The following is a 13,788-nucleotide window of genomic DNA, read 5'->3' as shown; positions in this document are numbered from 1 at the left end:
CCGCCACTTTACGGGCGCTAGATGGCTGGGCTTCGGGCGACCAACTGGTTCCACGCTTGGTCCAGGCCGGCCGCGATGCAACCGGCAACGACCGAGTCGGCGCCGAGGACACTCGCCTGGACATCAGGAAGGACCGGGGCGAGATGGCGAAGCTGACCGATCACCGCTTCGAGGAAACCGGCCGCCTGGCCGATGCCGCCGCCCAGGACGATCAGCTCGGGATCGACGACCGTGATCACAGTGCAGATGGCTTTGGCCACGAGAAGCGCTTCCTCGGCAACGACTGCAGCCGCGACCGCGTCACCACGCGCTGCCGCCGCGAACACCTTCTCGGCGGATGACGCTCGTACCCCTGCTCGCCGAGCCGCCCGGACCACGGCCGCCGCCGAGGCAGACGCATCGAAGCCCCCGCGCTTGCGGGCGTCACGCGGATCGCTACCGCTGCCCTCGGTGAACGGTAGATACCCGATCTCACCAGCCACCCCGTGCGAGCCGTGCCGAAGCTTGCCGTCGAGCACCAGCCCCATGCCGATACCGGTGCCGACCGACACGAACGCGAAGCTGTCGACGTCACGCCCATGACCGTGCACGCGTTCGGCCAGCGCGGCGGCATCGATGTCGTTCTCGATGATCAGCGAAGGCCCGAAGCGATCGCGCAACGCCGCCAGCGTCGCGGGCGAATCCCACCCGGACAGTCGGCCGGTCAACGTCAACGCGTCGAGCCGTGCGTCGTACACACCAGGGCTACCAAGCACGGTCTGCGTCAACTGCTCGGGCTTGATCCCGGCCTCGGCCGCGAGCGTTCCGGCCAGATCCGACAGCTCCTGGATCCGGGCCGTCGCGTCGGCAGCCTTGGTCCGCAGGTTCATCCGAGACCGGACGTTCCCGGCCAGATCAGCCACCGCGCCACGCAGGAACTCGCGCCCGACATCCAGCCCCAGGACGAACCCTGCCTCCGGGCGCACCTCATACAGCTGCGCCGCCGGCCCGGGGACGCCCGTCCGCTGTCCCGTCGCATGCACGAGACCAGCGCGCTCGATCGTGCTCAGCGCCGCCGATACCGTCGGCTTCGACAGTCCGGACAGCCTCGCCAGCTCGGTCCGCGATACCGGTCCGGACCGCCGGATGTGGTCGAGCAGAACCTGCTCGTTGATCGCCCGGATCAGCTGTGGGCGTGCCGCGGACGCACCTCCGGCGACTACCGTCACGTCCATCCCCCTTGCGTTCAGTGCTCTTCGAGCGGGCGCCCGGCGCTGTTCGAGTGGGCGTCGGTAACGCTTCGAGCAGCAGTGCCAGTTAGCCCTTGTGCCCACGGTGATTGTTAAGTTAGTTTCCTATCGATTCTATTGGTCGGCACGAGGAGGCGCCAGTCCATGATTCGTACGCCGGTCGTGGTCGGTCTCGACTTCGGTGGAACGAAGATTGCCGTTGCCGTCGGCGACGTCTCCGGACGGCGTCTCGGTGTGCGGACGGTCGACAGCCGACCCGAGGCCGGAGCCCGTGCGGCGATGGATCGCGGCCTGACCGCGGCCCGGGAGTTGCTCACCGAGGTCGCGCCCGGCCAGGAGCTCGCGGGGGTCGGCGCGGCCACCCTGGGCATTCCGTACGACGACCGCGTCGAACTCGCCCCCACCTTTCCGGGCTGGGGCGAGCTGCCGTTCGGACAGCTGTTGCGGGACGCCTTCACCGGCATCCCGGTCCGGCTCGGGACGGATGTGAAGGCGGCCGCGGCCGCCGAGCTGCGCTGGGGGGCGCTGGCCGGCTGCGACCCGGGCATCTATCTCAACCTCGGCACCGGACTCGCCATCGCGATCGTTGCCGGTGGCACCGTGATCTCCGGGGCACACGGCGCCTCCGGCGAGATCGGCTACAACCTACGATCCGCCGCGGACGTTTGGACCGGTGCCGAAGAGCGCACCATCCTGGAACATGTCGTCAGCGGGCAGGCACTGGAGACGACCGGAAGCACCCGGCTGGGGCAACCGGTCACGGCAGCTGATGTCTTCGAGAGGGCGCGGACGCAACCGGACGCCGCCGTACTCACCGACGAGTTCAATCGCGAACTGGCGATGCATCTCGTCAATCTGGCCATCGCGCTCGACCCGGACCGGATCGTCGTGGGTGGCGGACTGGTCGGTGCGTGGGACCGGATCGCACCAGAGCTACGCAAGGCACTCGATGCAGCAGTCCCCTTCCCGCCGGAGCTGATGGTGGCCCGCTTCCCCAAGGACGCGCCACTGGTGGGGGCACTCGCCCTGGGTGTCGAGGCCGCGGGTGCGGCCCTCGATGCGCAAGCATTCGATACCGGGGCATTCGCATGACCATGAGTTCGAGGAGTGAAAGGCAGAGACGATGAGGGGCATCAAACGGATCGGCGCCACCGCCGTGGCGCTCGGCGTACTGGCCGTCGCCGGCTGTGGCGGCGGTGACAAGCCGATCGGGGACGCGGCGTCGAGCAACAACCCGTCCACCTCGGCGAGCGGCAGTCAGGGCACCGGTGCCTACAAGAAGGGCGGCACCGTCACGATCGCCAACGTGGGCGGGCAGACCTGGCCGTGCCAGTTCAACCCGTTCAACCCGTCGTTCAACCAGGTGTCGCTCGGCTTCGTCTACGAGCCGCTCACCTTCGTGAACGTACTGAAGGCCGGCGCCACCACGCCGATGCTGGCCACCGACTTCACCTGGTCGCCGAAGAAGGACTCGATCGTCTTCACGATCCGCGACGGGGTGAAGTGGAGCGACGGCCAGGCGTTCAGCGCCGACGACGTCGTCTACACGTTCAACCTGATGAAGCAGGTGCCGGCGCTCGACCTGTACGCGCTGTGGACCGGCGCCGGGCTGACCAGCGTCACCGCGGCCGGCAACAAGGTCACGATGAAGTTCAAGGCGCCCGCGGAGCCGTACTTCTTCAACTTCGCGAACCAGGTCGGCATCGTGCCGAAGCACATCTGGTCGACCGGCGACCCGGCCGCCAAGCCGGCCACCTACCCGGACGCGAAGCCGGTCGGGACCGGGCCGTACAAGGTCGAGTCCTGCAGCAGCAACAACATCTCCTACGTTGCCAACGGCACCTACTGGCAGCCGGGCAAGCCGTACCTGGAGAAGGTCCAGTACCCGGCGTACCTGGACAACAACCCGGCCAACCTGGACCTGCAGAGCGGTAAGGCGCAGTGGGGCGGCCAGTACATCCCGAACATCGACGTGTTCTACAAGTCGAAGTCGCCGGAGAACAACTACTGGTTCCCGCCGACCGCGAACGTGGCGCTCGTCCCGAACCTGGACCCGTCGCACAAGGCAACGAGCACGCTGGCCGTCCGGCAGGCGATCGCCTACGCGCTCGACCGGGAGCAGATCTCCAAGATCGGCGAGAGTGGCTACCAGCCGGCCGCGAACCAGACCGGTGTGGTCACGCCGACCTTCGACAAGTACTTCGACAAGGACGCGCTGACCGCGGCCGGCTACGACAAGCCGAACCAGGACAAGGCCAAGCAGCTCCTGCAAGGCGCCGGGTATTCGGCGTCCAACCCGCTCAAGCTCAGCGTCATCACGGTCACCGGCTACACCGACTGGGACGCGTCCCTCGCGGTCGTCAAGCAGCAGCTCGCGGCCGTCGGTATCGAGCTGACGATCCAGGACCTGCAGCAGCAGTCGTACAACCAGAAGCTCTACACCGGTGACTACGACCTGGCGTACTCCAGCCAGTCCGGCGGACCCACGCCGTACTACGAGCTGCGGCAACTGCTGTACTCGAAGAACAGCGCCCCGATCGGCAAGCAGGCCAACAGCAACTACGAGCGCTACCTCAACCCCGAGGTGGACAAGCTGTTCGACCAGTACGCGAGTGCCGACCCGGACACCCAGGTCAAGCTGATCAAGCAGATCTCGGGCTTCATGATCAAGGACGTACCGGTCATCCCGACCACCGAGTCGGTCGACTGGTACCAGTACAACACCAAGGACATCGCCGGATGGCCGACGCAGGACGACCCGTTCGCCCAGCCTGCGCCGTACAACATCCCCGATGTCGGTCAGGTGCTGGCCAACCTCTACTCGAAGTCGGCCCAGAAGTAGTACCGACGTAAGGAAAGGTCTGTGAAGAGAGTGAGTGCGAGGAGCTGGTCGTGCGGTACCTGATACGTCGTCTCGGGTTCTTCGTGCTCACTCTCTGGGCGGCGATGACGCTGAATTTCTTCATCCCGCGGTTGATGCCGGGCAGTCCCGAGGACGCGCTGCGGCAACGACTCAGCAAGGGCGGCTCGGTCGTGTCGCCCGAGCAGCTGCGCACGGTCCTGGCCGAGTTCGGCTTCGACCCGGACAAGAACATCTTGTTGCAGTACGGCGCCTACCTGAAGTCGATGGTCACCGGGCACTGGGGCGTGTCCGTGGGGAGCAGTCTCGGTGTCCCGGTGACCACGCTGATCGGAGACGCGCTGCCGTGGACACTGGGCCTGGTCGGTATCGCGACCGTGCTGGCCTTCGCCCTCGGCACCCTGATCGGCACGATCGCGGGCTGGCGGCGGGGCGGGCTGATCGACGGGATCGTGCCGCCGGTCTTCATCGTCACCTCGGCACTGCCCTACTTCTGGGTGGCGCTGCTGCTGATCTCGTTGTTTGCGATCGGCAACAATCCGATCCTGCCGAACGACTTCAACTACGAACAGGGACTGACGCCGGGATTCAACGGCGAGTTCATCCTGAGTGTGCTCAAGCACGGCATCCTGCCGGCCGGCACGATCCTGATCACCGCGGTCGGCGGCTGGATCCTGACCATGCGCAACAACATGGTCACCACGCTGGCCGAGGACTACGTCCGGATGGCGCGGGCCAAGGGCATCCCGAGCCGCCGGATCATGTTCGGCTACGCCGGCCGGAACGCGTTCCTGCCGAACCTGTCCGGCTTCGCGATGTCGCTCGGCTTCGTCATCTCCGGCACGATCCTGGTCGAGTACGTGTTCAACTACCCCGGCCTGGGTTACATGTTCTACAACGCCACGGTGAGCACGGACTATCCGTTGCTGCAGGCCCTCTTCCTGCTGGTCACGCTGGCCGTGCTGATCTGTGTCCTGCTCTGTGACTTCGCGGTGTTCCTGCTCGACCCGCGAGCCCGGACGAAGGGGTAACCCGATGAGTGCAATAGTCACCGGCGCCGCCGCACCGACTACCGGTGCGCCTACTCGTCGTCCTCGGGGCGGGCTGTTCCGGGCCATCCTGCACAACCGCAAGGCGATGGTCGGCGCGGGGTTGCTGGTCCTCTTCATCCTGCTCGCCGCGTTCCCGCACCTGTTCGTGCCGTGGCTGCACGGCGATCCCCGAGCCATCGGCGACGTACCGCTGGCGCACCCGTCCGGCAAGCACTGGCTGGGTACGACGGGCCTCGGCCAGGACGTGTACGCCGAACTCATCTACAGCACCCGCGAGTCCCTCATCATCGCGGTCGTCGCCGGCCTCGGCGCGACGATCCTGTCGGTGCTGATCGGCGTCTCGGCCGCCTACCTCGGTGGGTTCGCCGACGACGGCCTGTCGATGCTGACCGACATCTTCCTGGTGCTCCCGACGTTCCCGCTGATCATCGTGCTGGCGACGTACGCCGGTAAGGGCAATCTGACGGTGATCATCATCGTGCTGATCCTGACCGGCTGGTCGTACGGCGCCAGACAGATGCGCGCGCAGGCACTCTCGCTGCGCAACCGGGACTTCCTCGAGTCGGCCCGGGTCCGTGGCGAGAGACGCTCGTACATCATCGTGGTCGAGATGCTGCCGACGATGATCTCGCTGATCGTCGCGAACTTCCTCGGCGCCGCCCTGTACTCCGTGCTCACCGCGGCCGGACTGCAGTTCCTCGGGCTCGGTGATCCGAACTCGCTGAGCTGGGGCACGATGCTCTACTGGGCCCAGAACCAAGGTGCCCTGGTGAACGGCCTGCCGGCGTGGGCGCTGTCACCGGGTCTGGCAGTGGCGCTGCTCGGTGTTTCGTTTGCCCTGCTCAACTACGCGTTCGACGAGATCAGTAACCCCGCGCTGCGGCCGGTACGGAGGCGACGTGTCAAGTCAGCCAATTCTTGAGGTCCGCGATCTGTCTGTCGAGTACGACACCGGCAGCCGTCCGGTCGTCGCGGTCGACAAGGTGGATCTCGACGTCCACGCCGGTGAGTTCGTCGGCGTGGTCGGTGAGTCGGGCTGCGGCAAGTCGACGCTGTTGTTCGCCATCGCCCAGCTGCTGAGTTCACCGGCCGCCATCACCGGCGGCAGCGTGAAGTTCCAGGGGCAGAACCTGGTCGCGATGAGCGAGAAGCAGCTGGCCGCGATGCGCTGGCGGGACTTCTCCGTGGTGATGCAGAGCGCGATGAACGCGCTCAACCCGGTGAAGAGCATCGGCGCGCAGTTCCAGGACGCGATCATGGCGCACGACGAGCCGGTCGACGACGACCGCCCGGCCGAGGTGATGCGGCTGGTCGGCATCGACCCGATTCACCTGAAGAGCTTCCCGCACCAGCTGAGCGGTGGCATGCGGCAACGGGCCATGATCGCGATGGCCCTGCTGTTCACCCCGGACCTGATCATCATGGACGAGCCGACGTCCGCCCTCGACGTGGTGGCACAGCGGTCGTTGATGGTGCAGATCAAGGAGCTGCAGCGGCGGCTCGGCTTCGCGGTCATCTTCGTCACGCACGACATGTCGCTGATCAGTCACTTCTCCGACCGGCTGATCGTGATGTACGCCGGTCAGGTGGTCGAGGTCGGCGGGACGCGGGCCGTCTTCGACCACCCCGAACATCCTTACAGCGCAGGGCTGCTCGACGCGTTCCCGTCGATCCGTGGTCCGAAGGTGCCGCTGACCGGGATCCCCGGTAGTCCCCCGAGCCTGTCCGACCCACCGCCCGGATGCCGGTTCCAGCCGCGCTGCCCGAAGGCGTTCGAGGACTGCCCGAAGATCGAGCCCGAGCTGTACCAGGTCGGCGCCGTGCAGGCTCGTTGCCTGCTGCACGCACCCGGCCACCAGCAAGCCGACGAGCCCGTCCGGGAGGCGAGGTCATGAGCGCGATCGACGTCGACGAGGTCGGCACCGAGTCGGACACGGCGCCCCTGCTCGAGACGAAGAAGCTGACCCGCCACTTCCGGGTCGGCCGCGGGTTCTCCCGGCAGATGCTGCACGCGGTCGACGATGTCGACCTGACCATCGGCCGGCAGGAGATCGTTGCCCTGGCCGGCGAGAGCGGTAGCGGCAAGAGCACGATCGCCAGGCTGCTCGCGGGCGTCTACACGCCGACGAGTGGGGAGATCTACTACCAGGGCCGGGCCGTGTCGGGCCTGCGGTCCCGGCGCGATCAGTTGTCGTACCGGGCCGACGTACCGATGGTCTTCCAGGACCCGTTCAGCTCGCTGAACCCGACCTTCCGGGTCTCCCACGGCATCCTGCGCAGCCTGAAGCTGCACCGCCGCGACCTGACCACGAAGGCCGAGCGGTTCGCCGAGGCCGAGCGGGTCATCGAGGCGGTCGGGTTGTCGCCGGCGTCGGACGTGATGAACCGCTACCCGTACGAGCTCAGTGGTGGCCAACGGCAACGAATCGGATTCGCCCAGGCGCTCGCCCACAAGCCCAAGCTCATCCTCGCCGACGAGCCGGTCTCGATGCTCGACGTGTCGATCCGGATCGGCCTGCTCAACCTGATGGCCGAACTGCGCGAGACCGAAGGCGTGTCGTTCCTCTACATCACCCACGACATCGCCAGCGCCCGGTACGTCGCCGACCGGCTGATGATCATGTACGCCGGTCACATCGTCGAGGCGGGCCCGGCCGAGTCGGTGCTGGCCAACCCCAAGCACCCGTACACGGACCTGCTCCTCGGCGCCGTCCCCGATCCGCGGGCACCGTTGTCCACGGCCGTCGAGGGCGACACCGGTGAGCCGCCGAAGGTCATCGATCCGACCCCTGGCTGCCGGTTCCGCTGGCGCTGCCCGCTCGTCGTGGACAAGTGCCACCAGGTCACGCCGACGCTCCGCCGGCTCGGCGAGTCGCACGACGCGGCCTGCCACGTCGCCGAACCGGACCCCGGCTTCCAGCAGGCCGGATAACCAGCTCTCAGATCGTCGGCGTCATGCCGCCGTCGATGACGATGTCCGCGCCGGTGAGATTGCCGGCGCGGTCACTGGCCAGGAACACGACCAAGTCGCCGACCTCTTCCGGGCGGGTGAACCGGCCGGTCGCGGCGCTCGCCGCGGCCTGGGCGGCCACGTCCCCGGGAGCGGCACCGACCGCACCGCCGACCGTCTCGGCAACTCCGCCCTTGCCCAACCAGAGGTCGGTCGCGACCGGACCGGGACTGACGGTGTTGACCCGAACGCCCTTCGGACCGAGCTCCTTGGACAAGGACTTGAAGAAGCTGAGGCACGCGGCCTTGGCGGCGCTGTAGTCGATCACCAGCGGATCCGGCAGGGTCGCATTCACCGAGCAAACCGTCACGATCACGCCGGACCGCTCGACCAGGATCGGTACGGCGGCCCGCGTCGTACGCACAGCCGACATGAGATCCAGGGTCAGCGTCTCGAGCCAGTCGTCGTCGGTGACGGAGGTGAAGCCGCCCGGCCGCGGGTGCACCAGCCCGACGTTGTTCACCAGGATGTCGAACCCGCCGACCCGCGCCAGTGCCTCGTCGACGAACCGGCCCGGACCGTCCGGCGTACCGAGATCGACCGCGATCGTCTCGACCGGCAACTCCCCCAGCTCACCGTCGACCTTCCGGGCGCCGGCAACAACCTTCACGCCCTCCGCCAGCAGCGAACGCGTCGTCGCCAGCCCGATCCCCCGGCTCGCGCCGGTGACGAGTGCGGTCTTTCCACCCAGTCGCAGATCCATCCGCACTCCTCCGGTCAGAGACCGTGCTCTTTGAGCCAGGTCAGTACGGCGTCCGCCACCTCACGCCAACCGTGGTCGACCGTGAGCGAGTGTCCACGCCCCTCGAAGGCCCGCAGTTCGGTGACCGCCGTCGAGTCACGGTACTGCTTCAAGGTCGACTCCGTGATCACCGCGGGGGCGGTGTGATCCTCGGCGCCCGAGATCAGCAGCAGCGGTCCGCGCGTCGAGTTGGCGGTGTCGACCTTCGCCTCGGAATGCATGACGAAGTTCGCCGCGGCCGCTTGGAAGATCGGACGCGCCGGTGAGGGCACGCTCCACTTCTCGAACAGCTCGTCGGACTCCTCGGCCGGCAACGCGTTCCCGAACCCGAAGCGGAACTCCTTCGCGGTCAGGGCGACCGAGCGATGCAGGTTCGCCGGGTTGCCGAGTGCGGGCAGTGCGGAGCGCAACTGGGCCAGCGGCAGCGGGAGGACGCCCTTGATCTGGGCCGGGTCGATCGCGACACCGGCCGCGCCGTACCCCTCGCCGAGCAGCTTCTCGGTGATCAGGCCGCCGAAGGAATGACCGATGATGATCGGGCGGTCGTCCAGCCCGTCGATGACCTTGCGGAAGTGACTCGTCGCGTCCTCGATGCTGGTGTTCGCGACCAGTTCGGGCGACTGGCGCGACTCGGCGACGGTCTCCGGCTCGTTCGGCCAGCGCGGAGCGACGGGCGCGTAGCCCGCTTCGGTGAACAGCTCCACCCACGGGCTCCACGAGCTCGCGTGCAGGAACAATCCGTGGATGAAGACCACAGGTCGGCGTGATTCGGTCATGAGCCCTCCCGGAGCAGATCCCCAACTCACGCGAGCCCGGGTGGCCTACCCAACACCCACGGAGTCTCTCCTGTCCACGCAATCGATCGTTTGGATTCCTGCCGGAGATCTGGTCATCGCGTCTTGAGGTCGATCTCGAGCGACCGGTCCGGGGTGACGACTACGGAGCGTCCGAGCGTGATCACCGCGCGGTTGCCAGTGGCAACTACCTTGGCCGGGATGCGGGAGTGGCCCTGGCGGACCTCGACCTCGTGCGCCGGCTTGGTGGTCTCGAAGGACAGCGTGGTGAGGCGGAGGTCGCCGTATCGGACGTCGACGATGGCGGAAAGGGTTCTTGAGGTCCTCCGCTGGCGGTAGAGGCCCCAGCCTTCCGCGGCGGTGAAGGCGCAGCGGAAGTCGTCGGGGTTGATGCGAGGCGCGAAGCCCAGGTGGCCCTTGGGGCCGTGGTACTCGTACCCGCAGGCGGCGAGGTAGACGCCGTACCCCATCATCGCCCGGGCGTAGTGGTCGCTGGCCTCGATCTCGTTGTAGGGATTGCGTTTCTCCGCGGAGTAGCGGTCGTACATCGCACGGGTGACGGCGAGGCCTTCGCTGGTCATCCCCTCGGCGAACAGGTGCGCGGCGAACTGGTACTCCTGCCCGGTCCACACCTCGTTGAAGTACATCAATCCGTGCGTCTCGGTCGACCCGCCGTGCGGCCAGGTCGCCATGATCGTGCCGCTCTCGCCGTCCGTCGTGTAGACCCGGCCGGCGTTGATGCCGGGCGGACGGTACGAGCCTGGGTCGACCCGGAAGTTCGACTGGTAGAGCTTCGTCAGCGCTGTGCGGGCCTGATCGGCCGGGAACACTCGCGGCAGGTTGAGCTGGGAGGCATAGGTCTGGCCGTACATCTGGTCGATGAACAGACCGCGGTTGATGTTCTCGGCCGGATGCGCGGGATCCACCGTCTGCACGTAGTACCCGAACTCCTCGTTCCAGAGCCGATCCTTCAGGTACGCCGCTCCCCGGCCGGCGATCGTGGTGTACCGGGCCGCGCTGGCGGAATCGCCGACGTCCGACGCCATCGCGGCCGCCGCCCGGAGCGCGGCGATGTAGAGACCGCTCAACCACGGAACCTCGCCGAACCACTCGGTGTCGAGCGTGTTCCACTGACTGCCGCGGATGATGCCGTCCTCGTCCGCGCCGTCCCGATGCGTGATCAGGAACTCGACCGCGGTCCGCACCTTCGGCCAGACCCGCCGGAGGAACGTGAAGTCCTTGCTCATCTGGTGCTCGCGGTAGATCCGCAGGACCGTCCCGCTCTGCCCGTCGGCGAACGAGCTCGACGCATCGCCGGCCTCGCCACGATTGCCGATCTCGCCGGTCGGCTTGAAGGCGATGCCGAGGTCGACGCGCTCGCGGGTGTCGCGTTCCAGCTCGGGGAACAGCCGGCCGATCGCCTGCGCGTAGTTCCAGACGTGCTGGCAGGTGCCGGCGCAGCAGTACGTCCCTTCCCACGCGTAGAAGCGGCCGTCGTCCCAGCGATAGCACGTGCCGGTCGCGAGGGTGGACGAGGTGGCCAGGGTTCGTTCCAGGAACCAGTGCGGCAGCGAAGAGTCGTCGTACCAGGTCTTCACCCAGGTCTTGGTTGCTCGCTCGAGGCGGTCGGCGTGCTTGGCCACGTAGTCGACCACGTCGTGAGCGGAGTCGAAGCGGGTGGCGTAGTGGCGGCGCAGGGTGGAGGCGTTGACCAGCTCGGAGAAGAGTTCGCGTTCGGGGTTCGGGAAGAACCAGCCGTAGACGAAGCGGATCGTCCGCGATTCACCGGGTGACAGGTCGGTGGTGACGGACACTGTCCCGGCCTGGGCTGCGTCGGTATCCGCCGGCCCGGCGGGTGAGTCGAAGAGCTTGTCGGTGCTGGACCAGTCCTTGATCGAGGGCCGGGTCACCGCGCCTGGGCTGAGTGCGGCGAGGGCGAAGGTGCCGCCGTCCGGGCGGTCCGCTACCGGTTGACGGCGTACCGGGCGATCGCTGAACAGGATCCGGTCGACGTTGACGTGGCCCCAGCCGCCAGTGTGATTGTCGACTATCTGAATGTGGGCAGTCCGACCGGCGTACTTGCCGACATCCATCGAGACCGCGGTGAGCGGTTCGATGTCGGTACCGGAGGTGCTCGCGACAACTTGACCGTCGACCACCACGTTCAGGCAGGTCTCGTCCTGGTGGTGACCACCGCCGACCCATGCCGTGACGAACCGGCGCTCGATGACGAAGTCCCGGCTCGTCAACGTGCCGGTGAACGAGTCGGGATCGCCGGCACCCGCGCGGAAGTTGTACGACGTGACGAACCGGCCCGTCACGTTGAGCTCGGTCCGCAGACCGAAGGGCCTGCGGAAGCCATCAGGCGTCTCGGCCGCGGTCACCGGCCCGGCCCCGAAGGCGTCACCGCTGACGGTCCAGCCGTCGTACGTCGTCTTGTCCCAGTTCTCGAACAGGATGTCCGGGCGGTCGGTGAACACGATCGCATCGCAGCTGAGGTGACCCCACGGACCGGCGTACGCGTCGACGATCTCGAGCTGCGCGGTCCGGCCGAGGTAGGCACCGACGTCGAGCATCTGCCCGACCAGCGGTTCGCTCTCCTCCCCCGTCGCCGACGCGACCACCTGACCGTCGACGAGCACGTTCACGCAGATCTCGCCGGGACGCCGTCCGCCGCTCATCCCGACCGCGACGTACCGCCGCTCGATGGTGAACTCGCGACTGGTCAGCTTCCCCGTCGGAGTGTCACCCGAGGTGGCGCCGTACGACGTGACGAAGCGGGTCCCGGAGACGTTGAGATCGCCGAAGCGCTTCATCAGATTCGGCATGTCGAGCGGCCGGACCGGTCCCGTTCCGAACGCGTCGCCGGTGACGGTCCAGCCGTCGTACGTGTCCTTCTCCCAGTCCTCGAAGAGGATGTCGCCCTGTTCGGCATCCAGATCGTCGACCGCGCCGAATTCGATCCCGCCGCGGAAGCCACGCGCTCGCAGAGTGGTTGGCTGGCGGTCGCGGCTGTCGATGCAGACCGGGTTCTCGGCGTACCCGAGGAGGGTCGCGCGGACCTTGCTCGACGAGGTGTTCCGCAGCGTGAACGCCATGATCGTCGCGGGCAGTGTCGAGTCGAGCGTGGCCAGCGGGATGAACGGCGAGAAGGCCTCTAGCGTCACCTCGACCGGGCTGTCGTTGGCGTCGTACGACACTCGGCCGATCGGGTACTCACCGGTGAAGCGGACGTCATCGAACCCGGCCGCGTCGACGGTCCGCGTCGTGGTCCGTCCGCGAGCGGTGGTCCGCAACGCGAACCCCTGCCCGAACTGGGACGCACCGAGCTGATCGGCCGAGAGCGGGAACGCGTAGTTGTGGCCGGAGAAGTCCGCACCACCGAGCGGGAACGACGACGGGTTGAAGATGTCCCACGCCCACAGCCGCCCGTCGCCGGCCAGGTACACCTGACCGGTCGTGCCACCACCAACCGGCATCCCGATCCGCGCCAGCGCGGCACCGCTGTACGACGTCGGCCGGCCGCGACCGAGCAGCGTCGCGGCGTCGATCTGGGGTGACGCAGCCACTGCTTCGATTGGTGCCACCGCCAGTGCGCCGACTGCGCCGGCGCTGAGCGAGATGAACGTACGGCGGCTCAGCTGGGCTCGTGGGCAATCGCCGGCACAGGAGCGATTCGCGCAACCGGCGGGCAGGTGATGGGAAGCCATGCGATTCTCCTCGGGGCGGGCGGGAGACCTCGGGAAATCGATTTCACGAAATCGATTTCCACACCGTAACCACGACCCACCCCAAGGTCAACGCCTCAATCCCCCAACAACCACAACCCCTTAGACCACCGCCAAGCACCCGGCCCCCGGCCCGCGGCACCCGGGTCCCACCCAGCCCTCTGCCCCCACCCTCAGCCGCCTACCCCAGCCCCCAGCCGCCACCCGCCCCCCAACCCCGGCGCCAACCCCCAGCCCCATGTCCCAACCCAGCCACCAACCCCAGCACCAACCGCAAACCCACCCCAAACCCCCACCTCCGACCCCAGCCGCCACCCCCAGCCCCCAACCCCAACCCCAGCCGCCAACCTCAGCCCCCACCTCCAGCCCCAGC

Annotated in this window: 10 protein-coding genes; 6 read left to right on the top strand and 4 right to left on the bottom strand. The window is 67.6% G+C overall.

Annotated elements, in window-relative coordinates; all coding sequences use genetic code 11:
• Positions 1-17: 17 nt before the first annotated feature.
• Positions 18-1,214 (bottom strand): ROK family transcriptional regulator, encoded by a 1,197-nt coding sequence (locus AB0L70_RS40045; RefSeq protein WP_363692145.1) that lies wholly within the window; start codon positions 1,212-1,214, stop codon positions 18-20.
• A gap of 159 nt (positions 1,215-1,373) precedes the next feature.
• Between AB0L70_RS40045 and AB0L70_RS40040 the strand changes: the two genes are divergently transcribed.
• Genes AB0L70_RS40040 through AB0L70_RS40015 form a run of 6 tightly spaced genes read left to right on the top strand, consistent with a single transcriptional unit; the run spans position 1,374 to position 8,073 of the window.
• Positions 1,374-2,321, top strand: a complete 948-nt coding sequence (locus AB0L70_RS40040) for an ROK family protein (protein ID WP_363692144.1) — start codon at positions 1,374-1,376, stop codon at positions 2,319-2,321.
• Between the two features lie 31 nt (positions 2,322-2,352).
• Positions 2,353-4,071: an ABC transporter substrate-binding protein gene (locus AB0L70_RS40035; RefSeq protein WP_363692143.1), complete on the top strand. Its 1,719-nt coding sequence runs from the start codon at positions 2,353-2,355 to the stop codon at positions 4,069-4,071.
• 50 nt (positions 4,072-4,121) lie between these two features.
• A complete protein-coding gene (locus AB0L70_RS40030; protein WP_363692142.1) occupies positions 4,122-5,120 on the top strand; it encodes an ABC transporter permease in 999 nt (332 codons plus the stop codon).
• A 4-nt stretch (positions 5,121-5,124) separates the two neighbouring features.
• A complete protein-coding gene (locus AB0L70_RS40025; RefSeq protein ID WP_363692141.1) occupies positions 5,125-6,063 on the top strand; it encodes an ABC transporter permease in 939 nt (312 codons plus the stop codon).
• Positions 6,041-7,036 (top strand): ABC transporter ATP-binding protein, encoded by a 996-nt coding sequence (locus AB0L70_RS40020; RefSeq protein ID WP_363692140.1) that lies wholly within the window; start codon positions 6,041-6,043, stop codon positions 7,034-7,036. Before AB0L70_RS40025 ends, AB0L70_RS40020 begins: the two co-directional genes overlap by 23 nt.
• Positions 7,033-8,073, top strand: a complete 1,041-nt coding sequence (locus tag AB0L70_RS40015; RefSeq protein WP_363692139.1) for an ABC transporter ATP-binding protein — start codon at positions 7,033-7,035, stop codon at positions 8,071-8,073. Before AB0L70_RS40020 ends, AB0L70_RS40015 begins: the two co-directional genes overlap by 4 nt.
• 7 nt (positions 8,074-8,080) lie before the next feature.
• On the opposite strand, the gene AB0L70_RS40010 is transcribed toward AB0L70_RS40015, so the two are convergent.
• The 3 genes from AB0L70_RS40010 to AB0L70_RS40000 all read right to left on the bottom strand — a co-directional run bounded on the left by AB0L70_RS40010 (position 8,081) and on the right by AB0L70_RS40000 (position 13,397).
• Positions 8,081-8,854 carry an SDR family oxidoreductase gene (locus AB0L70_RS40010; protein WP_363692138.1) on the bottom strand — a complete coding sequence of 258 codons (774 nt, stop codon included), beginning with the start codon at positions 8,852-8,854 and terminating at the stop codon, positions 8,081-8,083.
• Between the two features lie 14 nt (positions 8,855-8,868).
• Positions 8,869-9,669 (bottom strand): alpha/beta hydrolase, encoded by an 801-nt coding sequence (locus AB0L70_RS40005; RefSeq protein ID WP_363692137.1) that lies wholly within the window; start codon positions 9,667-9,669, stop codon positions 8,869-8,871.
• Positions 9,670-9,782: 113 nt separating this feature from the next.
• Positions 9,783-13,397, bottom strand: coding sequence for a GH116 family glycosyl hydrolase (locus tag AB0L70_RS40000; protein ID WP_363692136.1), 3,615 nt, complete (start codon positions 13,395-13,397; stop codon positions 9,783-9,785).
• Positions 13,398-13,788: the final 391 nt, after the last annotated feature.

Source organism: Kribbella sp. NPDC051952, assembly GCF_040680855.1.
Lineage (GTDB): Bacteria > Actinomycetota > Actinomycetes > Propionibacteriales > Kribbellaceae > Kribbella.
The sequence above is the reverse complement of the archived record's forward strand: the minus strand, read 5'-3'. Positions and strand labels throughout refer to the sequence as shown.

What these genes read in the sequence shown, in the direction of transcription:
- AB0L70_RS40040 (WP_363692144.1), top strand. Translation starts at nt 1,374, where the DNA reads ATGATTCGTACGCCGGTCGTGGTCGGTCTCGACTTCGGTGGAACGAAG.
- AB0L70_RS40010 (WP_363692138.1), bottom strand. Translation starts at nt 8,854, where the DNA reads ATGGATCTGCGACTGGGTGGAAAGACCGCACTCGTCACCGGCGCGAGC.
- AB0L70_RS40045 (WP_363692145.1), bottom strand. Translation starts at nt 1,214, where the DNA reads ATGGACGTGACGGTAGTCGCCGGAGGTGCGTCCGCGGCACGCCCACAG.
- AB0L70_RS40000 (WP_363692136.1), bottom strand. Translation starts at nt 13,397, where the DNA reads ATGGCTTCCCATCACCTGCCCGCCGGTTGCGCGAATCGCTCCTGTGCC.
- AB0L70_RS40015 (WP_363692139.1), top strand. Translation starts at nt 7,033, where the DNA reads ATGAGCGCGATCGACGTCGACGAGGTCGGCACCGAGTCGGACACGGCG.
- AB0L70_RS40005 (WP_363692137.1), bottom strand. Translation starts at nt 9,669, where the DNA reads ATGACCGAATCACGCCGACCTGTGGTCTTCATCCACGGATTGTTCCTG.
- AB0L70_RS40035 (WP_363692143.1), top strand. Translation starts at nt 2,353, where the DNA reads ATGAGGGGCATCAAACGGATCGGCGCCACCGCCGTGGCGCTCGGCGTA.
- AB0L70_RS40025 (WP_363692141.1), top strand. Translation starts at nt 5,125, where the DNA reads ATGAGTGCAATAGTCACCGGCGCCGCCGCACCGACTACCGGTGCGCCT.